This is a genomic window from Agreia pratensis, assembly GCF_900177685.1.
GTDB classification, from domain to species: Bacteria; Actinomycetota; Actinomycetes; order Actinomycetales; family Microbacteriaceae; genus Agreia; species Agreia pratensis.
The window spans coordinates 60,029-79,268 of the sequence record NZ_FXAY01000003.1 but is presented as its reverse complement, the minus strand read 5'-3'; the positions used below and the strand labels follow the sequence as shown (position 1 = coordinate 79,268).

Genomic DNA, 19,240 nt, shown 5'->3' with positions numbered 1-19,240 from the left:
CGGATTGGCGCGCGAGTCTGAACGCGAGCCCGGTATCGACTATGAGACCTTCTGCTTGCGCCAGCGGATACCCGCCGAGATGAAGCCATCGAGTTCTCCGTCGAAGACGTTCGACGGGTTGTTCGATTCGTAGTCGGTGCGCAGGTCTTTGACCATTTGATAAGGAGCGAGCACGTAGCTGCGCATCTGGTCGCCCCAGCTCGCCGTGATGACACCGGCAAGCTCCTTCTTCTTCGCGTTCTCCTCGTCGCGCTGCAGAAGCAGCAGCCTCGACTGCAGCACGCGGAGCGCGGCGGCGCGGTTCTGAATCTGGCTCTTCTCGTTCTGGCAGCTCACGACGATTCCCGTCGGGAGGTGTGTGATGCGCACGGCCGAGTCTGTGGTGTTCACCGACTGGCCGCCCGGGCCCGACGAGCGGAAGACATCCACCCGGATGTCGCTTTCTGGAACATCGACCGATTCGGTCTGGGCGATCAGCGGAATGACCTCGACGGCCGCGAAGCTGGTCTGGCGCTTGCCCGCCGAGTTGAAGGGGCTCATGCGCACGAGCCGGTGCGTTCCCGCCTCGACCGACAGGGTGCCGAAGGCGTAGGGCGCGTCGACCTCGAACGTTGCGCTCTTGATGCCGGCCTCTTCGGCGTAGCTCGTGTCGAGCACGGTGACCGAGTAGCCGTGCTGCTCGGAGTAGCGCAGGTACATGCGCAGAAGCATCTCTGCGAAGTCGGCGGCATCGACGCCGCCCGCTCCGGCGCGGATGGTGATGACGGCGGCTCGCGGGTCGTACTCGCCGTTCAGAAGCGTCTGCACCTCGAGTTCACCAAGGAGTTTCGTGAGGCTCTCCAGCTCGGCCTGCGCCTCCTGAGCCGATTCCTCGTCGCCCTCGGAGTTGATGAGCTCGACCATGATCTCGAGGTCTTCGAGGCGCGAGGTGATGCTGGTGACCTTGGCCAGGTCGGACTGCGCGTGCGACAGCGCGCTGGTGACCTTCTGGGCTTTCTCGGTGTCGTCCCAGAGGTCGGGCACGCCGGCCTGCGCGCTGAGGTCATCGATGCGGGCCTTCAGATCATCGACGTCGATGACCGAGAGGATGTCGCGGAAGGTGGAGCGGAGGGCGGCGATTTGCTCGCTGAAATCAAGTTCCTGCATGGTGCACCCAGCCTACCGGGCGGGCGTGGGCGATCCTCCGGCGTAGGGTGGATGTGACATGAGCGACACAGAGACCGGGTTCCGATTCCGCTCCATCGCCCTCCCCGCCCTCCTCCCATCGCTTCTCTTCGCTATCGGCGAGGGGTCGATCATTCCGATCATTCCGGCCATCGCGCAGGATCTCGGAGCCGGTCTCGCCTTCGCCGGCTTCATCGCGGCCATGATCATGGTCGGAGAGCTCATCGGCGACATACCGAGCGGCTGGATCGTCAGCCGCATCGGTGAACGACAGGCGATGGTCGGCGCGTCGCTCGTCTCGATCATCGGCGTCACGACGTGCATCGTCGCATCCGGGCCGTGGATGCTCGGGGTCGGTATTTTTCTGCTCGGCCTGTCGACCGCGACCTTCGCCCTGGCGCGGCACGCGTTCATGACCACGTTCGTTCCACTCCAGTACCGGGCTCGCGCACTGTCGACTCTCGGCGGAACCTTCAGGGCGGGCTGGTTCGTCGGACCGTTCATCGCCGCCGGCCTCATCGCGCTCACGGCTCACGCGGCGATCGTGTTCTGGGTGCACCTCGCGTGCGCGGTGATCGTGATCGTGCTGCTGATGGTGATGCCCGACCCCACGGCGCGGGCCGTAGCGGACGCCACGGCGCAGGGAACGCACGAGACCGAGGGCGAACATCTCGTCGCCGAGGAATCGCACGGACTCTTCCGCACGATCTGGACCTTCCGCGGGGTACTCGTTCGGCTCGGAACCGGAGTGGCGATCGTCGGGGCGCTGCGTGCGAGCCGCTCCGTCATCCTGCCGCTCTGGGCCGTGAGTCTCGGGCTGCCCGAGAGCACGACCGCGCTGATCATCGGGCTGGGCGGCGCCATGGACTTCGCCCTGTTCTATGCCAGCGGGCAGGTGATGGATCGCTTCGGCAGGTTGTGGAGCGTCGTGCCCTCCATGCTCGGCATGGGCATCGGACTCTTCGTTCTGGCGTTCACCCACGACCTCCAGAACGCGGTGGGATGGTTCATCGGAATCACGGCGGTCACCGGCCTCGCGAACGGAATCGGCAGCGGCATCTTGATGACCCTCGGCGCCGACCTGGCCCCCAAGAACGACCCGGCACCGTTCCTCGGCGCGTTCCGCTTCACCGGCGATGCCGGAACCGCGGCCGCTCCCCTGCTCGTGTCGCTCGTGGTAGCCGTGGCCACCCTGTCGCTCTCGACGGCGATCATGGGAGTCATCGGTGTGCTGGGAGCGGGCATGATGCTTCGCTACGTGCCCCGCTACGTTCCGCGGAGGCCGGGCCGCCCGTCGGCCTGATCAGTCGACGGCAGCTCTCTTCAGGCGGATGTCGCGGGTTGGTTTGCCCGGGCCTTCGCGCGCGACCTCAGGTCGACAAGACCCACGAGGAGCGAGACCGTGATGAGTGAGATCGCGATGAGGATGCCGTTGCGGAATCCGTCGTGGTAGACGGTGAGCTTGTCGGGCGTCGACGTCTCACGGTAGAGAGTGGAGAAGAACGTCGAGCTCACCGCCGCAACGCCGATCGCGGTTCCGACCCGCTGCCCGACCTGCGCGAGCGAGCCTGCCACACCGCCCTCGCTGACAGGAACCTCCGCCAGCGTGAGTGTCTGATTGGGCGAAATGACGAGGCCGCCTCCGGCTCCCGCGACGGCCATGGCGGCGGCCATCCACCAGATCGTCTGGTCACGCGGGGTGAGCACGGCGGCGGCGAGGATCAGTGAGAAGCCGATGATGACCGTGATCGTGCCGATGACCACGAGCTTGCGCCCATAGCGCTCGACGATGCGCCCACCGATGAGAGAGCTGGCCGCCGAGGTGAGCGCGAACGGGATGCTCACCATGCCGGCGAAGACGGGAAGCGCCCCGAGGCCCTGCTGCAGGTAGAGCGTCGTGAGCAGGAAGGTGCCGGGGATAGCGGCGAAGTACGCGGTGGCCACGAGGATGCCGTTGCGGTACGAGGCGATGCGGAACAGGGCGAAGTGCACGACCGACGACTTGCCGCGGCGGGAGTAGTCGCGCTCCCACAGGAGAAAGGCGACGGTTCCGAGAACGAAGCCGACAAGCCAGAACCAGCGTTTCGGATCGTCGTCGGGGCCACCGGTCGTGAAGACGAAGGGAACCATGACGCTGAACACCGAGAACCCGAGAAGCAGGATTCCGACGAGGTCGAGCTCTGTCTTGACGCTCGAGCTTTTCGGTTTTTTCGGCAGCAGACGCAGGGCGAAGAACAGGGCGATGAGCCCGAGCGGAATGTTCATCCAGAACAGGAGCCGCCACCCGTCGGTCTCACCGCCGACGGCGATCAGCAGCCCGCCCAGCGTCGGACCGAAAGCGGTCGAGACTCCGATCGTCGCCCCGAAGATGCCGAAAGCGCGCCCGCGTGCAGCGCCCTGAAACAGCTGCTGCACGAGTCCCAGTACCTGCGGCATCTGGATGCCTGCGGCGACTCCCTGAAGGATGCGCGCGACGAGCAGCGTCTCGACTGTCGGCGCGAGCGCGCAGGCGAGGCTCGCGAGGGTAAACGAGATGAGGCCGATCGAGAAGAGCAGTTTGCGCGAGTAGATGTCGCCGAGCCGCCCGGCGGGAACGAGCGCGAGGCCGAAGGCGAGGGCGTAGCCGGCAACGATCAGCTGGAGTTCGGTGGAGCCAGCGCCGAGTGCTTTCTCGATCGAGGGAAGACCCACGTTGACCTTCGAGAGATCGAGGATGGTGAGTGCGGCAACGCCAACCGCCACGGCGAAGGCCTGCCACTTCGCCCGCTCGGTGATCTCGATCTGGGGTGTCGGTGAAGTCGGAGCCATGGACACGTACGCTACACCGAGGCTGTGGGTTGCCTGAGGGCCTTGCGTAGATTTCAGCGGAATGTAGAACGAGCGACGGAGGTGACCTCGATGGGGAACCCGTTCGGCACGATGAGAGAGAGCACCGCCGGCCGCCACGACGCGGAAAGCGTGACTGTGGCACTGCGTCCGTCAGCGGTTGTGGCCTCGATCACAGTCAGGCCGTCGAACGATGCAGAAGACGGTGCGTTGGCGAGATAGTCGTCGACTGCCGCGTCGACGGCCGCGGGGTCGAGCCTGGGAACGACGGCGGAGTCGACGAACTCGATGTCGTCGAGCGAGAACGATTCGGCGCCGGCAAGGGCAGCGCCGTCGGCCATGGTGAAGAGTCGGGTGCGCTCGAGATACAGGCTCGACGCCGCCACGACCACGAGCACGACGAGCAGCGCGAGGGCCGCGTAGAAGATCGTGAGCAGCAGAGTAGAGCCCTCGTCGGAGCGGAGTCGCGCCGTCGCCGCCGTCGCTCTCACGAGTCTGGCCACATCATGAGTGGAATCTCGAGACCGTCTGGGTCGCCGTCGCGACGAACGGGATGCCTCCGGTGTTCTCGCGGCCTAGGAATGACGGGAGTAGAGGCAGCGGCACCGACACGCGCACGGTGACGGTGACGTGCCCTGCCCGGGTGAGGCAGGCATCCGGTAATGGATCGCACGAGTACTCGATCGGCGCGATGCCGTCAGTGATGCCGAAGTCGGAGAACGCGATCGCCACGGCCTGCTCGGCCGATGCAGCCCCCTGCTCGATCGACTCCGATTGCACGAAGACCCGCGCCGCCTGGCGCGCCGCGCCCTCAGCGGCGAACGCTGCGCCCTGCAGCAAGGACAGAGCGCTCACCAGATAGACGAGCGGCACCAGGAGCAGGACTCCCGCGGTGATGAACTCGAGCGAGGCCGAGCCGTCGTCAGCCATCAAGCGCTTCCACAGCGGCATGGCCCGTCACCTCCAACGATCTCGGTGGTCCGAACGGACCGGCCAGCGGAAGAGGTGCGCTGACGGTGACCTCGGTCGCCGGCACTCCGAGGTACTCCGTGTATCCGGCGGATACCCCGGCGGCGTAGTCGGCGCCCACCGCAGTGCTGATCAGCTGCCTCGTTCGCTCCGCTCCATCTTCGGGAGAGTTTCCCGCGAGCGCGGCAAACCGCGCGCCCTCTGCCGCCGCGTCGAGCAACGTATTGCGCACGTGCAGGGCGAAGGCCAGTTGAATGACCCCGAGCGTGAGAGCTGTGAGCAGCACGCCCACGAGAACGAACTCGACGGCGGCCGACCCATCGTCTCGCCGCAGCCTCTCGAGGATCCGCCGACTCGTCGACACCATGATCTCGTCAGAAAGCCGTCACGCGATCGATCGCCTGCTCGAAGACCTGGCTGAGAGCCGGTCCGGCGAGTCCCCAGATGATGATGACCAGACCGGGGTGCGCAAGAGTAGGGTAATCGACATGAGCACAGTGATATACGCCCGGCAGTCGCTCGACAAGGACGGTCAAGGGACTGCGGTCGACCGGCAGCTTGTCGAGTGCAGGGCACTCGCCACTACACACGGGCTCACTGTGTCTCGCGAGTTCGTAGACAACGACGTGTCTGCATCCAAGGGCGTTCGACCCGAGTTCACCAAGCTTCTGTCCCTCATCCAGACAGGAGACGTGGAGACGATTATCGTCTGGCACACAGACCGTCTCTACAGGCGAGTAAAAGATCTCGTTGAGATTGTGGAGACAGCCGAGAAAAACGCTCTTCGGATTCTCACTGTCCGAGCTGGTGAACTCGACCTCACTACGCCTGCAGGACGAATGCTCGCCGGCATGCTCGGTCACGCAGCTCGCTACGAGGTTGAGCAGAAAGGTGCCCGTCAGGTTGCCTCTAACGCGCAACGAGCGAAGAAGGGATCATGGCAGTTCAGTAATCGCCCCTATGGCTACGAGCGCGTCAACGGCGCGGTGCGGGTAGTCGAGGGTGAAGCTGACGTGATTCGTGAGGCCTACAGGCGCTATCTGGCAGGCGAGACATATTATGCAATCGCTGAGAACTTCAACGTCCGCAATATTCCGACAACGAACGGCGGGCCATGGACGGTCTCTCAGTTGCGAGCTCGACTAGCGAACCCCGCCTATGCCGGTATCCGCCTCTATAAGGGCGAAGAGGTCGCAGAGGGCGACTGGGAGGCCTTGATCACCCGCGACGACTGGGAGCAGTTCAAGTCTGCCAAGCAGCGGCGCAAGACCCCGCATACGTGGTCGAACAGGACCAAGTACCTGCTGTCAGGTATCGCGACCTGTGGTGTGTGTGGCGGACGAATGATGGCGAGACCGGACTACCCCAGGCCCAAGAACGGTGTTGCTCAGCCGGCGAAGATCGCTTACGCGTGCACGTCGAAATGGTGCGTCCAGCGGAACCAGGCCCGAGTAGATGAACTGGTTGAATCTGTCCTCATCGCCCGACTCAGCCTCCCGGACGCTTCTAAGCTCATCCGGCCCAAGGTGGATATCGAGCCGATGCTTGCCAAGTCCGCCGACCTGCGCCAGAGGAAGGACGACTTAGCGCTGGCGCTGGCAGAAGGGCTGCTGACCATGGCCGCGGTCAGAGAGGCGTCAGGCGGACTGACGAAACAAATTGACGCGCTGCAGCGTCAGATCTCAGCAGCGGACGGTGACTCGAAGCTCGTGAACCTGATTCAGGCGAAGGACGTCGCCGATCATTGGCATTCGAAGCTGACCCTGGCGCAGCGCCGAGGCATCATCGGCACCCTCACGTCGGTCACGATCCGGAAGCAGAAGAACACGCGGGTATTCGATCCCGAAGATGTAGCTATCGAATGGCTGTCCTAGGCCGCTGGTAGTTATGCAAGAACCCCGTAGCTGATACGAACAGCCCGGGGCGTAGTCCACAAAGCCAAGAAAGGGCAACCAATGAACAACATCGATTCTACGGACACAATCACGATCCACGGACGGGACAAGGTCGCCACGTTCGAGGGCAACCTCACGCCGCACCAGTACCTGTCACGGGAGATCCGCGAAATTGCTGGTCGGCAGAACATCAGCCCAAAGTTGTTGGCCAGACTGACAAACACGAAACGCAAAGATCTAGAGGCGTCTCTCAGCGGCGACCGCGACTGGCTCATAGCCGAGTTGTTCAGCATCTCCCGAGTGCTGAACCTGCAGGCGAGTGACTTAGTTGCGGTGTTCGACCACGGCAAAAAGAAGGTCGCTGCCGCAGCCTAGCCATATGAACGGCAGGGGCGCGTTTCGCGCGCGACCCCTGCACTCCCCCGATTTAGCTCAGTGGACAGAGCAACCAGCTTCTACCTGGTTTGCCGAAGGTTCGAATCCTTCAATCGGGACACATCAACGAAAGGGAACGGCGATGGCGAAACGACAGCGATATATGGCCAACGAAGACACGTTCGAGATCATCTGCACCGGCCGCCGAACGCACAAGAGACGCACCCTTGCTACCGGCGTGCTCACCGAAACTGGCTTTGCCATGACCACCAGAAACCAAGACCGGGCGCGTCAGCGCGCCTCCGGAGGGGATGCCGCAGATCGTCACGTCGACCCAGAGATGATCTTCTTCGACGCATCTGCCCCAACTGGCGCCGTGAAGCTTTGGTGCCAAACATGTGGGGTTGACCCTCGTCCCCGCTCCTCTCTCGTCGACAAGGCCCTCCGAGGAATTGGTTCGAACAAAGTTTTGGACTTCTCCATTCTCTCTGCTATTCTCAAATAGAACAGGCAAGCGAACTGACCTGGGGAACGTAAGACTCTCGAAACTGGTATCGCGCTAAGCACCCCGAAACGGGTGGGAACTTAGTGCACCTTCGGGAGTCTTTTTCTATGTCTTGGACCAAGACACGTTCTCAAATCGCCCACACCAAACGCCGTGACCCAAACGCCGACACAACGGAACTCACCCGCCAGCTAAAAGCGGAACGGCTCGAGGACTACATCGAGCGCGTCGTCAATGCCGCTCCCCCGCTCACATCTGAACAGCGCGACCGCATCGCCGCTCTTCTGCGCCCTGCAGGTGCCCATGAGTAGGCCCGTCAGCGCGCCGAGCACCTGGAACAACAAACAGGCCGCTCCCACGGCCACTGCTGAGCAGTTGATTCGACGCGTGCATGAGCGCTTCGGCGAAGCCGGTGTCACCATCTCGGCATCGAAGGTCTCACGGATCGTCCGTGCGTACCTTCGAGACGCCCGAGCGACGTCCATCCCTGACTTCGACGCCTGGTTCATGCCCCACGTCGATCCGACCGGCGAGACGGCCGTTCACAACCTCATGCGAGGTGAGCGATGACCCGGGAGCAAAAAGAAATCCGCCCCAGTGCGGACACTAGGGCGGACGAAGTTGTGGCTGGCGGGCTCAACACTTCAATCGTAACGCCGGTATTCGCGAAGTCCCGAAAAGTCGAATGGGCCATCGGATCCTCCGTCGACTCGGAACTCGAACGGACGCTGTGGCGCCTCGTGGCCGGGGATATCGAGCAGTACCAGCTCACTCCCGCTCTTGCAGCATGGTGGACGGTTGCTCACGAGCAAGGCCGACGCTCCCTGCAGCCTGAACTCGAGCAGGCACAGGCCGACCGTGACAGGTACTACGAGATCGCTTTCTACGGTCGAGACCTTGGTGACGTACGCCGTCGTCGCATGGACGAAGCGTCCGAGGACTACTGGAACCGGCTCGTGGCAGGTGATGCCAAATGATCGGCACACCCACCGTCTACGACGCCAACATGGGCTTCGTCGCAAAGCTCCAAGCCGAAGAGCAGGGGCTTGCTGGCGCAGCGGCGACACCGGTCACGTTCAACGCAGCGTGGCTCATGCAGCAGGTTTACCCACCCACGAAATACGTCGTCCCTGGCATCGTCCCCGAGGGCATGACGCTTCTCGTGGCTGCACCCAAAATTGGAAAATCGTGGATGGTTCTCGGTCTCGGTTTGGACTTGAGCTCTGGTGGCGTTGCGTTCGGGTGCCTCCCCGTAGGCAAGCCGAGGCCAGTCCTGTACCTCGCCCTTGAGGATGGCCCGCGGCGGCTGCAGGACCGACTCCTAAGACTCAACCCGGAGGAGTTCTCTCACCGCCTCGAATTCATGACGGCAATTGACTCGAACAAAGTGATCCCAGTCATCCGCGACTACATGAACAAGTACGCGGGACTGGACCCCGTTGTCATCCTGGACACCCTCGGAAAGGTGATGCCGCCCGCCGGCAGCGGCAACCAGTACGGGCACGACTATTCCGTCCTGTCGGCTCTCAAGGCCACCAGTGACGCCGTACCGGGCTCAAGCCTCGTCATCGTCCACCACACACGCAAAGCCGAGGGAGGCGACTTCCTGGACGCGGTGAGCGGCACTCAGGGCATTGCGGGTGCAGCGGACACCATATTGGTGCTAAAGCGCGACCGGCATGACAAGCGAGCCACCTTGCAGGTCACCTCCCGAGATGCAGCAGAGGGCGAATACTCACTGACTCAGACCGAGACAGGGGCCTGGGAGCTCGACGGCAGCAGTCTCGAGGATGCATCTCGAGCAGCGCAATCCGCAAAGGCATCGAACGGCGTGGGCGATCGCATGACTGAGGTCATTGCGAAGGTAAGCGAACACCCCGAGGGACTGAAGCCGCACGCCCTCGCAACATTGCTCGGCATGGACGACAAGAGTGCGCAGGTCTATCTGTCGAGAGCCTATGAAGCGGGACGTCTCGACAAACCAACCCGAGGCCTCTACACCCCTGTTGGTTCCGTTGGTTCTGTTGGTTTCGAGGGATCCACAACCAACACCCCAACACAACCAACACTCCCCTTAAAGGAAGAAGCGACAGAAATAGAGGCCACATCGTGAACGCGATCGAGAACGCATTAGTCCTGATCGCTGAAGCTGCGGCGCACGGAGTCACGGTTGCCTACAACGACCGAGAGATAGGTCTATGGACACATCGAGATGGATGGGAACCGATACCCTCCGAACTCCTTGAGGAACTAGACGCGGCAGCAAACGAGATCTGGGCGGTCATGCACGACTACAGGACGAGGGCAGCCAAATGAGCCGCGCAACCGCAGCGTACGAGCGGCTTACGGACGCAATGCTCGAGACCGACCCGGAGTGCCAGAACGATGGCCGGTTCGTTCTCGACGATCAGCCGGCGCATACCCTCTCGTATATCTGTCGTGCGTGCCCGTTGTTCGACCTCTGCCGTGACTATGCAGAGATCGAAAGACCGAAGGGTGGCGTCTGGGCCGGCAAGCGTTACAGCTCGAACAGTAAGGCGGGAACCGATGAATGACCCCCGCCCCTACGAGGGCGCCATGCAGCCCAACCGATTCCTCCACGGAGACATAACCATCGTTCCCGCCAGGATCGCTTCTCTACTGGTTCGGCATTCGAATCTGCAGGAGCTGCGAACTAGGGCTAGAGGTGTCGACCCGGAGTTCGCAGCCGTGCTGATCGCGCTGCAATCCGCTGCCATGACATGGCGAGCTTCCGCTACCGGAAGCCCCGAAGCGCCCGAGCGGGAAGCCGAACAAAGATCGAAGTGGGTCGGCACCACGCAGGCCGCAACCATCCTCGGAATCACGAGTCGAGGAGTGAGACTCGCCATCCAAGAAGGACGCCTACCCGCGCAGGAGGTAGACGGACGCTGGCAGGTCTCACGAGAAGACATCGCACATCACAAAGCCGGACGAACGGCATAGGAGAAGAATCATGGCACTCACCAACCTCACCAACGCAGTCACCGGCTACCGCGCCAAGGCCGAGGAACTGCAGAACCGCCTCACATCGCAAACCCGCGCCATCGAAAACGACGGCAACCTCACCGACAGCGGGAAGCGCGAACAGATCGCGAACCAGAAGGAGAGCATCAAGTCATCCCTCGCAGCTCTCAAGGCCCAGGAAATGCAGTACGTCCGCGACACGAAAGACAGACTCACCCGTGAGCTATTCGGAAGCACCACCTCGGACCCGTCACATGTGATTGCATTCCGCGACGCCCAGGATCGCGCCGACCGGTTGGCTGACCCGGAAGAAGCAATCGCCCTCCTCAACCGGGCCGAAGTTTCGGGCGACAAGTCACTCTCGTCCGCTGTCCTACTTAAAGCGGTGACCTCTGGATGGAGGAGCGTCACTCGCGCATACAGTGCCGAGTACCCGGACACCGCGGAGAAGCTCTCTGATCTTCAGCAGGTCGAGGAGTTCGAGGGTCCGTCAATGCAGCGCGCAGTGATCTACGGCGTTATCTGATGGGAGTGAGATCCCTAGCTCAGGGATACATCGAAGCCATGGCACGGGGCAGGGAGGCCGCACATGCCAAGTCAGGCACGCAGGTCGTCGATGTGGTTCGCGAGCGTGTACAGAGCCTCCCAAACCGAAGCACTGACAGCTTGGCGGATAGCCTCAGCCCCCGCCTCGGAGTCATCATCATGAGTGAGCGCGATCTCGAGCAGGGTTCCGCTCAGTTCGTTCTGAATGAGAGTGATGCTGTCCCGGCTGACGCCCATGATGATTCCCCTTTGGATGAGAGCCCAAAGGTAGCGGACGGTAGAGCGTGAGCACCATGGAGTCGGGCTCTTCCGTCTCTGGAATCGTGACAGTCGGTGGCCTCTCCATCGTCTTGCCGGAGACAGAAGCGCGAACCCTGTTCCTAGCGGCCGGCGCCCGAGCCAGACGCGGTGGCCCGATTGTCATCAGTCCCGACCACACCGTCTACGTCAATCCATCAACACAGATCAGCCTCACTATCGAAGGCGGGTTCACTGAGGACTACGACCCGGAACGCGACCTCGCCGTGATGAGTCGCCAGCGATCGGCAACGACCACGTGAGCGCGGGGCCAGTAGCTCAGGGCTACTACTGCTTGACGATTGAGGCGAAAGAGTTGGTGTTGTAGGACGCGATGACGTTGCCCTCGGCGTCAAAGAACTGCGCAAACGAACCTTGAATGCTGTAGTCCTCAGCTTCCACGGTCTCGCTCGAACCAGTCAGAGGGTTGATCGTCACCTTGAAAGTAGCCATGAGCCCGAGCATATAGAGCGCCGTGCTTATGAGCGAGCGATTGCTGAACGAGATCTCCGACTTCCGAAGATCTCGTTCAGCTCCGACCCCCACGGGGAGGTGCCCCCGACCCTCATCCCTAAGCCCCTCCGGGTGTAGGCGTAATCCCTCCCCGATATTTTTTTCCCAAGGAGAATCGATGCCCATCAGTCCCGAAACACCCATTGAGAGCTTTCGATTCATCGAATCAGCAGACGGTTCCTTGTCTGGAATCGATGAGGTTCAGCTCGACAAGCAGGTTCGGGAGATTTGCGCTCACCTGATCGTGCTCAATCCGGGCAAGGATCATCCGGCGTCTGCCCTTCTTGCGGAGATCAGCCGGGATACGAAGTCCCCTGATTACACCCGCCTCGTTGTTACGACGGTGATGACTCTCATCGGTCAGTACCTTCTGCTGGCGGCGCACACGTTCGTGATCCCGATCGCCCAAAAGAACATCAACCACATGATTCTCACCTACCGCCTTTTGCGGCCAGTTGAGGAAGAAGCGCACTTCCGCCAGGAGTAGAGCCCCGGCACAGCAGCACCCAGACCCCCAAGCACTCGCTTGGGGGTTTTTGATTTAACCCCCTTCTGGAAGGAAGACCCATGGGAACACGTAACACCCGCGTGAGTTTGACCGCGGAGGTCGCCGGCTACATCTCCGGCATGGATAAGGCCGCAGCGAAGACCCGCGAGCTCGGCACAGAGGCAGAGAAGCTTGCTCAGAAGAAGCAGGCGTTTGAAACCCTTGGGGTCGGCGCTCTCGCATTCGGTGCGACCGCAGCGGCCGCGGTGAGTATCGCCGTCGCGAAGTTCGCCCAATTCGATGAAGCGATGTCTAACGTCAAGGCTGCGACGCAGGAGTCTGCGGCGAACATGGCTTTGCTCCGTGGTGCTGCGGTCGACGCCGGGGCATCAACGGTCTATTCGGCGGTTGAGGCTGCCGGCGCTATTGAGGAGCTTGGCAAGGCTGGTCTCTCGACTTCGGAGATCCTGAACGGCGGCCTGGACGGCGCACTGTCGCTGGCGGCTGCTGGTCAGCTCGAGGTTGCTGATGCCGCGCAGGTGACTGCGATTGCTTTGAAGCAGTTCCAGCTTGGTGGGGACCAGGCGTCGCATGTCGCTGATCTACTCGCTGCTGGTGCAGGTAAGGCCGTTGGTGACGTATCTGACCTGGCTGCTGCTCTTGGTCAGGCGGGTCTGGTCGCTAATGGTGCCGGGCAGTCGATCGAGGATACGACTGGTGTTCTTGCTGCGTTCGCTGATGCTGGTCTCCTCGGTTCCGATGCAGGCACCTCTCTAAAGAGCTCGATCATCGCGCTGCAGGCGCCGACTGCTAAGTCAAAGTCGCTGATGGATGAGTACAACTTGTCGTTCTACGACGGCAACGGGCAGATGCTCTCCTACTCGGAGATCGCTGGCCAACTCAAGACGCGGCTCGGTGGACTGGATGACGAAACCCGTAACGCTGCCCTGGCTCAGATTTTCGGCAACGACGCTCTCCGTGCTGCGAACGTTCTGTATGAGCAGGGTGCTGCTGGCATCCAGAAGTACGTCGACCAGACCAACGATTCCGGTTACGCTGCCCAAGTTGCCGCCGACCGTCTCGACAACCTCAAGGGCGACATCGAGAAGCTAGGCGGTGCGTTCGACACCTTGCTGGTCAAGTCGGGGTCGGGCCTGAACGACACTCTGCGCGGTGCGACCCAGAGCCTCACATTCCTCACCGACGCTGCAGGAGGGCTACCAGCGCCCGTTCTTAGTACCGCGACCGCCTTGACCGGCATCGCGGGCAGTCTTGCTCTCGCGGGAGGCGCTGCGCTCGTTGCTATCCCCCGGTTTGCGGACTTCAAGGACAGTCTCGACACACTCGACCTCTCTGGCCGGAAAGTCAGCATCGGCATTGGTCTCGCTGGCGGCGCGGTCGCCGCCGCGACGCTCGCTCTTGGGCTCTTCGTCGCAGAGCAAGCTAAGGCCGCAGCCAAGGTCGATGCGTTCGCAGGCTCGCTAGACGACCAGACAGGATCCATCACCGAATACACGAGGAAGATGATCGCGGCGAACCTCGCAACCAAGGACACGTTTGCGGGACTCGAGGCAGACGATTCGGCGTTCGACAACGCCGAGAAATTGGGCATCTCACTCGATACGGTCACGGAAGCCGCGCTCGGATCTGCGCCGGCTCTGCGTGAACTCAACAAGGAACTCGACATTGGCACAGTCGGCTCCGACAAGTTCAAACAGAAGCAAAAAGAGACTGGGCTGTCGGTTCTCGAGCTCTCGCTGGCGGCGAAAGATCTCGCGATGTCCGTACAGGGCGAGTCGTCATCCCTCGCCGAAGCGGCAAAGCAGGCGGAACAGAAGAACAGCGTCACGGAGGCAGGAATTGGCGTGAGCGGTTCCGCCGCGGACGCTTACTCGGATGAAGCGCAGACAGTTGAGGAGCTACAGAGCAACCTGAGCGCGCTGATCGACACCATCAACGCGTCGAACGAGACAGGGCAGGATGCGATCTCGGCCAACCTCGATTATCAGAACTCTCTGGCCAAGGTTGACGAGTACGTACAGAAGGCTCGTGAAGGTGCCGATGGGTACTCGCTGACACTGGATCAGGCGACGCAGGCGGGACGCGACAACCTCGAGATGCTGAACGGGCTCGCGGGCAGCTCGCAGGGTGCCGCGGAGGCGCAGTTCGCTCTGGATGGCAATACGGCGACCTTTCAGGCGACTCTTGCGGCTGGGCGTCAGACCATCATCGACAGGGCCACTGCTCTCGGCTACACCGCCGACCAGGCAAGCGCCCTGGCCGACCAGGTGTATCGCATCCCCACAGAGAGGGAGATCAACATTCTCGCCGAAACGAACACTGCTGCAGCTCGGCTAAGGGAACTGCACGAACTCGTCGATGCCATTCCCACGTCAAAGTCCATCACGGTCTCCGCGTCCGGTAACGGGTTGCAATACTCCGACTCGAGAGAGAACCACGCATACGGAGGAACAGTCGGCCTCGGTGCAGTCGCTCAGGCAGCGATGGCGTTGGCTGGCGGCGGCACGGCGGTCGGTCCCGGCACGTCGAAGTCGGACTCGATCCCGGTGTGGCTGTCTGCCGGCGAGGAAGTTATTCAGGAGCCCTATGCATCGCAGTACCGCGGGCTGCTGAAGTCGATCAATTCTGGGAGCTACATGAGCCAGCTCGCCCGGGAAGCGCAGTGGGGCGTTGGTTCGCTGGTGTCCGCACAGTCCGGAATGGGTGCGCTCGTCCCAGCGGGTGGCAGCATCAACGTCGCCCCGACGGTTTCCCTTGCCGGCACCACCCTGATAGCGACTATGGATGGCGTTCCGTTCCAGATGGTCATCCAAGATCAAATCGCATCTGCCAATCGAGATCGCTCGACCACCCTCAGTACGGGTCGCGCGCGTTGACGCTTCATGTAGCCGACGCAATTTCTAGCCAAGATGCGGGGGGATGCCCGCGGGCAGATTGTCATGGCCGCAATCCGTCCCGCAAGGGCAGCTAGTCGCCACCCCTCATTTGACGGTCGGATTTCGAGAAATCTTCCGGTTATAGATGAGGAGCGCGGGCTCGTGTGTATCGTGGAGCCAGCGCGGTGTGGGGCATCTGTTGACGGCGGGGGTTTACGATTGGGTAAAGTACAAAGACGTGTCGCCGTAGACGGCCGCTTCCACGAGATCGCCTATGCGTTACGCGCAGACGGAACGTCGGAACCCGGATGGGACCTCATGACGCAACTAGAGAACAAGCGTTGGCCGGATGGGAGGAGATCCGACGACCACCAGCCGAACCTGCGTCGTCGCCTACTGGCCATAATCCAGTACCTTGCGGAAAATGGAGAAATCGACAGCCGCGGATCGTATAACTCGCTCGGGAATGGTCTGTGGGAACTGAAGGTAGAGGACATACGCCTGACGTTCTACGACACAGACGATCAAGGTTCGTGGGATCCAAAGTTGGGTGAGAGCGTTTCGGTGATGGGCCGGAACGTTTGGATTCTTCCGGAAGACTTCGAGGTATTTATTCGCTTAGGACTGTGGTTCGAAAAGGTTGACAACCGCGCCTTACCCTCTGACATTGATGAAGCACACCAGGTCCGAATGGAGGACATAGACCATGACCGAATTATTGAAGAACCTGACGCTGATTGAAGTTGAGAATCAGACCTCAGAGGGCCGAATTGAGATGGCAGCAGCGACGACCATGCTTGAGGCGGTTTCATTGTTGAACCGTGCGCTAACGGCGTCTGGCAAAAGCCAAAAGTACTTGGCAGACCAGATCGGGGTGGGCGAAAGTCGCGTGTCCCAAGTCCTGAATGGGGACGGAAACATTCGAATGTCTACGTTGTCGAGATACCTGCGCGCCCTTGGGTATGTTGTCCGGCTTGACGCGGAGCCTGCGGACCAGGAAACGGCACCTTTACCAGCGCGGCGAGCTCCCCGCAGACGTCGTACAGCGATCAGCCCCACGGTCGTCTATCAGGATGTCGTAGAACACAACAACAAGATCACAAACAGAATCCTAATTGTCGAACACGATGTACCGGTCGACGCTAGGAAAATTGAACCAACTCGACGTCTTGGGTCGGTCGACTATGTCAATTCTCGGATAGGTATTCACCGAGAGGCGATTCAGATGGTTCCCACAAAAGAGTTGAGTTATGGCTGACGAAAAACGCAAGGTTCGCCGACTAACCTTCAAGCCTGATTCGATAATTTTGGTCGAATCGTCGTTTGTCCGGGGCTTTGAATCGAACACTGCGGAGCCTGCGGCATCTGTGGCCTACGAAGTGACCTCAGCTCAGTACCGAACGGATAACGATCATATTCAAATCGTGACCGAGTGCCGAGTAAACCTTCACTACCGAGATGACCCAGACGCCCTCATCGCAACACTGCGATCAAAGTATGCTCTGACGCTAATAGCATCCAAGAACATTCGCGATGAAGACGCTAAATCTGGTGCTCTGATGCCCGGACAGTCCATGGGCGTCCGTTTGCTGCACCCGTACCACCGATCCAGAATCGCCGAGTTGTCCTCCCTGACCGGGATGACGGCATTCGAATTGCCGATTACTTGGGAAGAAACTGTCAAGGACGCCGAGAGGTCGGTAAATGGGACCCTAGACAGCGGAGTGGAAAGTCTCTGATTGAACGATCCGTCCGCTACGGCCTAGACGCAAGGTCTGTCCATGCACCCTCAACCCACGGCTACTTAATCGCGTGCATGCATAACTGGCGTTGACCCTCGAACTGGGTTCAACGTTCAAACGTGTCTCTGCCAGGATCGGTTCATGGGTGACAACGATGCATGGAGCGGGCGTGTGGAAAAACGGCCCAAAATGTATATCGCCTACACCCGGAGGGGCGTAGCAGAGGGGTAGGGGTGGTGGTCCCCGTGGGGCTACTCATCCGCCTTCACGTCGTCCCTCGACGCGGAACTCCGTCGACGAACTCTAAGTGGTCGGGTTGCAACCTGGCCGTGAGCTTCGCCATCTCGGCTGCATGCTGGCGGACGAACGTAGCGGCCGAGCCGATGGTCTCGAACGACTTCACCCACACACGCCGGCCACCATCGTCGAGTCCATGGGAGTAGACGTGAAACCGTCGGTCGAATGGCTTCGGATCGTCCCATTTGATCCAGCCGAGAATCTTGCCGTGCGGCGCCACGCACCACGTTTTCTTGTGGATGTGCACGATCGCGAACGGATCGGATGGCACGAAGTCGATACTGGCCATCAGTGCGGTGTAGTCGCCGACCTTGTTCACAGGGTGCTCCTCTCGTTGGGACCGTCCCGACCGACGAAGAATCGAGCATAGGCAATGCCGGAGACACCCCACTTATGGGCACCGCGAACTATGGAGTGGACACGATGCCTGGGATGTCGACTAGATTCAAGGTTGTGTCCCTCGAATGTGACGGCTCGGAGGTAGTTATCCGATTCACGCCGCTGATCCCCGCCAAGCTTCGGGAGAACGCTGAAGACACCCATCACGAAGAGTTGCGCAACGGTCGGGTTCCGAGCCGTTATGGCGTTTCGGTGTTGGCTACACATTGCCAAGACGGCGAAACCATCGAGGACGCTGTTGCGAGGGTTTGCGATGCTACATCCCTTCAGGGCAGGACCGTAGCGGTTGTCACTGGAACAATCTTGCGCCAAGCTGGGTTTGAAGTAGTAGCAGATGCCAACGACAAGGAACCGCATCACCACCTAGTCGGCGAAGACCCGTTCAAAGCAGTTCCAAGGGTTGACGAACTAGCATTACTACTCGAGAGCGGCCGGATGAAGAATCCGGCTTGGAAGAAGGGCGTGGCGGCATGAGCCAAGTACGCGTTGAAATCGACCTGAACAACATCGACAACATGGGTCTGACAAAGACCCGAATTACGAACGCGCAGGGAATCGTTAAGAAGGGCGATATCGTCGTCGCCTTCGAGCCAGAGGATGAGGTGCGTGCATCGGCATACGTCGAGCGCGTGGACTCCGTCGGCGGATACATTTACCTCATCGTGAATCGCGAGACGATGACGGACGACGCACCTAGCTCCCTGAGGTTTCAAGGCAAGGCTTCGATGAATGCCCAAGCTGCGGTTGCAAAGCATGCTGTCCGCCAACGAGCAGGATCTCTTGTATCGTCGCAAGGGGACTTTGGGCTGAACCTAGGGTCGTCTATCGATCGCGTAGACCAGCATTCGCTCGCCGACCAATGATCGAAGTCAAGGCGCTATTACTCTGCGATTCGGCTAACGTTCGGGAAGGTCTGCTTGGCGTTCTGGCGGGCGGAATCACAACAATTAATCGCCCGAGTTACCCCGCCCCTCTGTTGGCCGACCTAGCGTTGTCTTTCCTCATCAGTGGTGTGCCTGAAAACGGAGAGTCGTTTCATATCACGGTGGAGGGACACCACGAGGATGAGGCGAGTGAAGCCCTATTCGGAGCCGAGGTCGATCTTGATGTGGGTTATGTCGCCGAGGCCCGTCTTAACACCGTCCCTCTTGTGCTGAGCTTGGCAAATGCGGGTGTCCCGAAGGCAGGGATTTACACCATTGTTGTGTCGGCGAACAATGAAGTCATAGGATCTTTGCCCTTTGACGCCAGGATCGATCCCGCATTGCCCTCTCCGAGTATTTAGCGCGGAGATTGGTCGATAAGACCTGGCCCCGTCTACTTCGGTAGGCGGGGCCTTTCTC

The 19,240-nt window shown here is 61.0% G+C and carries 27 protein-coding genes and 1 tRNA gene; 20 read left to right on the top strand and 8 right to left on the bottom strand.

Annotated elements, in window-relative coordinates:
• Positions 1-39: 39 nt before the first annotated feature.
• The gene (prfB, locus tag B9Y86_RS09950) at positions 40-1,146 is read right to left on the bottom strand and encodes a peptide chain release factor 2 (protein WP_044438800.1); all 1,107 of its coding nucleotides are present in this window, start codon (positions 1,144-1,146) and stop codon (positions 40-42) included.
• A gap of 58 nt (positions 1,147-1,204) precedes the next feature.
• Here prfB and B9Y86_RS09945 point away from each other — a divergent pair, with 58 nt between their 5' ends.
• Positions 1,205-2,467 (top strand): MFS transporter, encoded by a 1,263-nt coding sequence (locus B9Y86_RS09945; RefSeq protein WP_085485588.1) that lies wholly within the window; start codon positions 1,205-1,207, stop codon positions 2,465-2,467.
• A 20-nt stretch (positions 2,468-2,487) separates the two neighbouring features.
• On the opposite strand, the gene B9Y86_RS09940 is transcribed toward B9Y86_RS09945, so the two are convergent.
• From B9Y86_RS09940 to B9Y86_RS09925, 4 genes are read right to left on the bottom strand one after another with little or no spacing between them, the layout of a single operon-like run.
• Positions 2,488-3,972, bottom strand: a complete 1,485-nt coding sequence (locus tag B9Y86_RS09940; protein ID WP_085485586.1) for an MFS transporter — start codon at positions 3,970-3,972, stop codon at positions 2,488-2,490.
• A gap of 53 nt (positions 3,973-4,025) precedes the next feature.
• Entirely contained in the window at positions 4,026-4,493 is a 468-nt protein-coding gene (locus B9Y86_RS09935; protein WP_085485584.1) for a pilus assembly protein TadG-related protein, read from the bottom strand.
• A gap of 1 nt (position 4,494) precedes the next feature.
• Positions 4,495-4,920 (bottom strand): hypothetical protein, encoded by a 426-nt coding sequence (locus tag B9Y86_RS09930; RefSeq protein WP_244894708.1) that lies wholly within the window; start codon positions 4,918-4,920, stop codon positions 4,495-4,497.
• Positions 4,913-5,326 (bottom strand): TadE family protein, encoded by a 414-nt coding sequence (locus B9Y86_RS09925; RefSeq protein WP_176223326.1) that lies wholly within the window; start codon positions 5,324-5,326, stop codon positions 4,913-4,915. Before B9Y86_RS09925 ends, B9Y86_RS09930 begins: the two co-directional genes overlap by 8 nt.
• Here B9Y86_RS09925 and B9Y86_RS09920 point away from each other — a divergent pair.
• The 10 genes from B9Y86_RS09920 to B9Y86_RS09865 all read left to right on the top strand — a co-directional run bounded on the left by B9Y86_RS09920 (position 5,325) and on the right by B9Y86_RS09865 (position 11,245).
• Positions 5,325-6,833, top strand: a complete 1,509-nt coding sequence (locus B9Y86_RS09920; RefSeq protein ID WP_085485580.1) for a recombinase family protein — start codon at positions 5,325-5,327, stop codon at positions 6,831-6,833. The two genes, B9Y86_RS09925 and B9Y86_RS09920, sit on opposite strands and share 2 nt — an antisense overlap.
• An 81-nt stretch (positions 6,834-6,914) precedes the next feature.
• Positions 6,915-7,229, top strand: coding sequence for a hypothetical protein (locus B9Y86_RS09915; RefSeq protein ID WP_085485578.1), 315 nt, complete (start codon positions 6,915-6,917; stop codon positions 7,227-7,229).
• A 46-nt stretch (positions 7,230-7,275) separates the two neighbouring features.
• Positions 7,276-7,348 (top strand) — tRNA-Arg (locus B9Y86_RS09910).
• 44 nt (positions 7,349-7,392) lie between these two features.
• On the top strand, positions 7,393-7,734 hold the full coding sequence (locus tag B9Y86_RS09905; protein ID WP_085485576.1) for a hypothetical protein: 342 nt from the start codon (positions 7,393-7,395) through the stop codon (positions 7,732-7,734).
• 107 nt (positions 7,735-7,841) lie between these two features.
• Positions 7,842-8,045 (top strand): hypothetical protein, encoded by a 204-nt coding sequence (locus B9Y86_RS09900; protein WP_085486294.1) that lies wholly within the window; start codon positions 7,842-7,844, stop codon positions 8,043-8,045.
• Positions 8,038-8,304 carry a hypothetical protein gene (locus B9Y86_RS09895; protein WP_139824857.1) on the top strand — a complete coding sequence of 89 codons (267 nt, stop codon included), beginning with the start codon at positions 8,038-8,040 and terminating at the stop codon, positions 8,302-8,304. Before B9Y86_RS09900 ends, B9Y86_RS09895 begins: the two co-directional genes overlap by 8 nt.
• Positions 8,301-8,711 carry a hypothetical protein gene (locus B9Y86_RS09890; protein WP_139824856.1) on the top strand — a complete coding sequence of 137 codons (411 nt, stop codon included), beginning with the start codon at positions 8,301-8,303 and terminating at the stop codon, positions 8,709-8,711. The genes B9Y86_RS09895 and B9Y86_RS09890 overlap by 4 nt, the downstream gene beginning before the upstream one ends.
• On the top strand, positions 8,708-9,847 hold the full coding sequence (locus B9Y86_RS09885; RefSeq protein ID WP_085485570.1) for an AAA family ATPase: 1,140 nt from the start codon (positions 8,708-8,710) through the stop codon (positions 9,845-9,847). The genes B9Y86_RS09890 and B9Y86_RS09885 overlap by 4 nt, the downstream gene beginning before the upstream one ends.
• A 434-nt stretch (positions 9,848-10,281) precedes the next feature.
• Positions 10,282-10,698 (top strand): helix-turn-helix domain-containing protein, encoded by a 417-nt coding sequence (locus B9Y86_RS09870; RefSeq protein WP_085485564.1) that lies wholly within the window; start codon positions 10,282-10,284, stop codon positions 10,696-10,698.
• A 10-nt stretch (positions 10,699-10,708) separates the two neighbouring features.
• The gene (locus B9Y86_RS09865) at positions 10,709-11,245 is read left to right on the top strand and encodes a hypothetical protein (RefSeq protein ID WP_085485562.1); all 537 of its coding nucleotides are present in this window, start codon (positions 10,709-10,711) and stop codon (positions 11,243-11,245) included.
• Between the two features lie 71 nt (positions 11,246-11,316).
• Here the strand turns inward: B9Y86_RS09865 and B9Y86_RS09860 are convergent, their stop codons facing one another.
• Positions 11,317-11,502 carry a hypothetical protein gene (locus B9Y86_RS09860; protein ID WP_085485560.1) on the bottom strand — a complete coding sequence of 62 codons (186 nt, stop codon included), beginning with the start codon at positions 11,500-11,502 and terminating at the stop codon, positions 11,317-11,319.
• Between the two features lie 56 nt (positions 11,503-11,558).
• Here B9Y86_RS09860 and B9Y86_RS09855 point away from each other — a divergent pair, with 56 nt between their 5' ends.
• Complete coding sequence (locus B9Y86_RS09855; protein WP_085485558.1) at positions 11,559-11,825, top strand: hypothetical protein; 267 nt, start codon at positions 11,559-11,561, stop codon at positions 11,823-11,825.
• A gap of 25 nt (positions 11,826-11,850) precedes the next feature.
• On the opposite strand, the gene B9Y86_RS17570 is transcribed toward B9Y86_RS09855, so the two are convergent.
• Positions 11,851-12,015 (bottom strand): hypothetical protein, encoded by a 165-nt coding sequence (locus B9Y86_RS17570; RefSeq protein WP_176223325.1) that lies wholly within the window; start codon positions 12,013-12,015, stop codon positions 11,851-11,853.
• A 178-nt stretch (positions 12,016-12,193) separates the two neighbouring features.
• On the opposite strand from B9Y86_RS17570, the gene B9Y86_RS09845 reads away from it, so the two are divergent.
• From B9Y86_RS09845 to B9Y86_RS09825, 5 genes are all read left to right on the top strand, one after another.
• The gene (locus tag B9Y86_RS09845; RefSeq protein ID WP_085485555.1) at positions 12,194-12,562 is read left to right on the top strand and encodes a hypothetical protein; all 369 of its coding nucleotides are present in this window, start codon (positions 12,194-12,196) and stop codon (positions 12,560-12,562) included.
• 80 nt (positions 12,563-12,642) lie between these two features.
• Positions 12,643-15,459, top strand: coding sequence for a phage tail tape measure protein (locus B9Y86_RS09840; protein ID WP_085485553.1), 2,817 nt, complete (start codon positions 12,643-12,645; stop codon positions 15,457-15,459).
• A 318-nt stretch (positions 15,460-15,777) separates the two neighbouring features.
• Positions 15,778-16,200, top strand: coding sequence for a hypothetical protein (locus tag B9Y86_RS09835; protein ID WP_085485551.1), 423 nt, complete (start codon positions 15,778-15,780; stop codon positions 16,198-16,200).
• Positions 16,166-16,717, top strand: coding sequence for a helix-turn-helix domain-containing protein (locus B9Y86_RS09830; protein ID WP_085485549.1), 552 nt, complete (start codon positions 16,166-16,168; stop codon positions 16,715-16,717). Before B9Y86_RS09835 ends, B9Y86_RS09830 begins: the two co-directional genes overlap by 35 nt.
• Positions 16,710-17,198 (top strand): hypothetical protein, encoded by a 489-nt coding sequence (locus B9Y86_RS09825; RefSeq protein WP_085485548.1) that lies wholly within the window; start codon positions 16,710-16,712, stop codon positions 17,196-17,198. Before B9Y86_RS09830 ends, B9Y86_RS09825 begins: the two co-directional genes overlap by 8 nt.
• Positions 17,199-17,466: 268 nt before the next feature.
• Here the strand turns inward: B9Y86_RS09825 and B9Y86_RS09820 are convergent, their stop codons facing one another.
• Positions 17,467-17,817 carry a hypothetical protein gene (locus B9Y86_RS09820; protein ID WP_085485546.1) on the bottom strand — a complete coding sequence of 117 codons (351 nt, stop codon included), beginning with the start codon at positions 17,815-17,817 and terminating at the stop codon, positions 17,467-17,469.
• A gap of 113 nt (positions 17,818-17,930) precedes the next feature.
• On the opposite strand from B9Y86_RS09820, the gene B9Y86_RS09815 reads away from it, so the two are divergent.
• The 3 genes from B9Y86_RS09815 to B9Y86_RS09805 are packed head-to-tail and all read left to right on the top strand — an operon-like array spanning position 17,931 to position 19,182.
• The gene (locus tag B9Y86_RS09815; RefSeq protein ID WP_139824854.1) at positions 17,931-18,371 is read left to right on the top strand and encodes a hypothetical protein; all 441 of its coding nucleotides are present in this window, start codon (positions 17,931-17,933) and stop codon (positions 18,369-18,371) included.
• Positions 18,368-18,760, top strand: coding sequence for a hypothetical protein (locus B9Y86_RS09810; protein WP_085485542.1), 393 nt, complete (start codon positions 18,368-18,370; stop codon positions 18,758-18,760). The genes B9Y86_RS09815 and B9Y86_RS09810 overlap by 4 nt, the downstream gene beginning before the upstream one ends.
• The gene (locus B9Y86_RS09805) at positions 18,757-19,182 is read left to right on the top strand and encodes a DUF6941 family protein (RefSeq protein WP_085485540.1); all 426 of its coding nucleotides are present in this window, start codon (positions 18,757-18,759) and stop codon (positions 19,180-19,182) included. The genes B9Y86_RS09810 and B9Y86_RS09805 overlap by 4 nt, the downstream gene beginning before the upstream one ends.
• Positions 19,183-19,240: the final 58 nt, after the last annotated feature.

Coding starts and splice junctions, on each gene's coding strand:
- prfB (WP_044438800.1), bottom strand. CDS start 1,146: ATGCAGGAACTTGATTTCAGCGAGCAAATCGCCGCCCTCCGCTCCACC.
- B9Y86_RS09945 (WP_085485588.1), top strand. CDS start 1,205: ATGAGCGACACAGAGACCGGGTTCCGATTCCGCTCCATCGCCCTCCCC.
- B9Y86_RS09940 (WP_085485586.1), bottom strand. CDS start 3,972: ATGGCTCCGACTTCACCGACACCCCAGATCGAGATCACCGAGCGGGCG.
- B9Y86_RS09930 (WP_244894708.1), bottom strand. CDS start 4,920: ATGGCTGACGACGGCTCGGCCTCGCTCGAGTTCATCACCGCGGGAGTC.
- B9Y86_RS09920 (WP_085485580.1), top strand. CDS start 5,325: ATGATCTCGTCAGAAAGCCGTCACGCGATCGATCGCCTGCTCGAAGAC.
- B9Y86_RS09925 (WP_176223326.1), bottom strand. CDS start 5,326: ATGGTGTCGACGAGTCGGCGGATCCTCGAGAGGCTGCGGCGAGACGAT.
- B9Y86_RS09915 (WP_085485578.1), top strand. CDS start 6,915: ATGAACAACATCGATTCTACGGACACAATCACGATCCACGGACGGGAC.
- B9Y86_RS09905 (WP_085485576.1), top strand. CDS start 7,393: ATGGCCAACGAAGACACGTTCGAGATCATCTGCACCGGCCGCCGAACG.
- B9Y86_RS09900 (WP_085486294.1), top strand. CDS start 7,842: ATGTCTTGGACCAAGACACGTTCTCAAATCGCCCACACCAAACGCCGT.
- B9Y86_RS09895 (WP_139824857.1), top strand. CDS start 8,038: ATGAGTAGGCCCGTCAGCGCGCCGAGCACCTGGAACAACAAACAGGCC.
- B9Y86_RS09890 (WP_139824856.1), top strand. CDS start 8,301: ATGACCCGGGAGCAAAAAGAAATCCGCCCCAGTGCGGACACTAGGGCG.
- B9Y86_RS09885 (WP_085485570.1), top strand. CDS start 8,708: ATGATCGGCACACCCACCGTCTACGACGCCAACATGGGCTTCGTCGCA.
- B9Y86_RS09870 (WP_085485564.1), top strand. CDS start 10,282: ATGAATGACCCCCGCCCCTACGAGGGCGCCATGCAGCCCAACCGATTC.
- B9Y86_RS09865 (WP_085485562.1), top strand. CDS start 10,709: ATGGCACTCACCAACCTCACCAACGCAGTCACCGGCTACCGCGCCAAG.
- B9Y86_RS09860 (WP_085485560.1), bottom strand. CDS start 11,502: ATGGGCGTCAGCCGGGACAGCATCACTCTCATTCAGAACGAACTGAGC.
- B9Y86_RS09855 (WP_085485558.1), top strand. CDS start 11,559: ATGGAGTCGGGCTCTTCCGTCTCTGGAATCGTGACAGTCGGTGGCCTC.
- B9Y86_RS17570 (WP_176223325.1), bottom strand. CDS start 12,015: ATGGCTACTTTCAAGGTGACGATCAACCCTCTGACTGGTTCGAGCGAG.
- B9Y86_RS09845 (WP_085485555.1), top strand. CDS start 12,194: ATGCCCATCAGTCCCGAAACACCCATTGAGAGCTTTCGATTCATCGAA.
- B9Y86_RS09840 (WP_085485553.1), top strand. CDS start 12,643: ATGGGAACACGTAACACCCGCGTGAGTTTGACCGCGGAGGTCGCCGGC.
- B9Y86_RS09835 (WP_085485551.1), top strand. CDS start 15,778: ATGACGCAACTAGAGAACAAGCGTTGGCCGGATGGGAGGAGATCCGAC.
- B9Y86_RS09830 (WP_085485549.1), top strand. CDS start 16,166: ATGACCGAATTATTGAAGAACCTGACGCTGATTGAAGTTGAGAATCAG.
- B9Y86_RS09825 (WP_085485548.1), top strand. CDS start 16,710: ATGGCTGACGAAAAACGCAAGGTTCGCCGACTAACCTTCAAGCCTGAT.
- B9Y86_RS09815 (WP_139824854.1), top strand. CDS start 17,931: ATGTCGACTAGATTCAAGGTTGTGTCCCTCGAATGTGACGGCTCGGAG.
- B9Y86_RS09810 (WP_085485542.1), top strand. CDS start 18,368: ATGAGCCAAGTACGCGTTGAAATCGACCTGAACAACATCGACAACATG.
- B9Y86_RS09805 (WP_085485540.1), top strand. CDS start 18,757: ATGATCGAAGTCAAGGCGCTATTACTCTGCGATTCGGCTAACGTTCGG.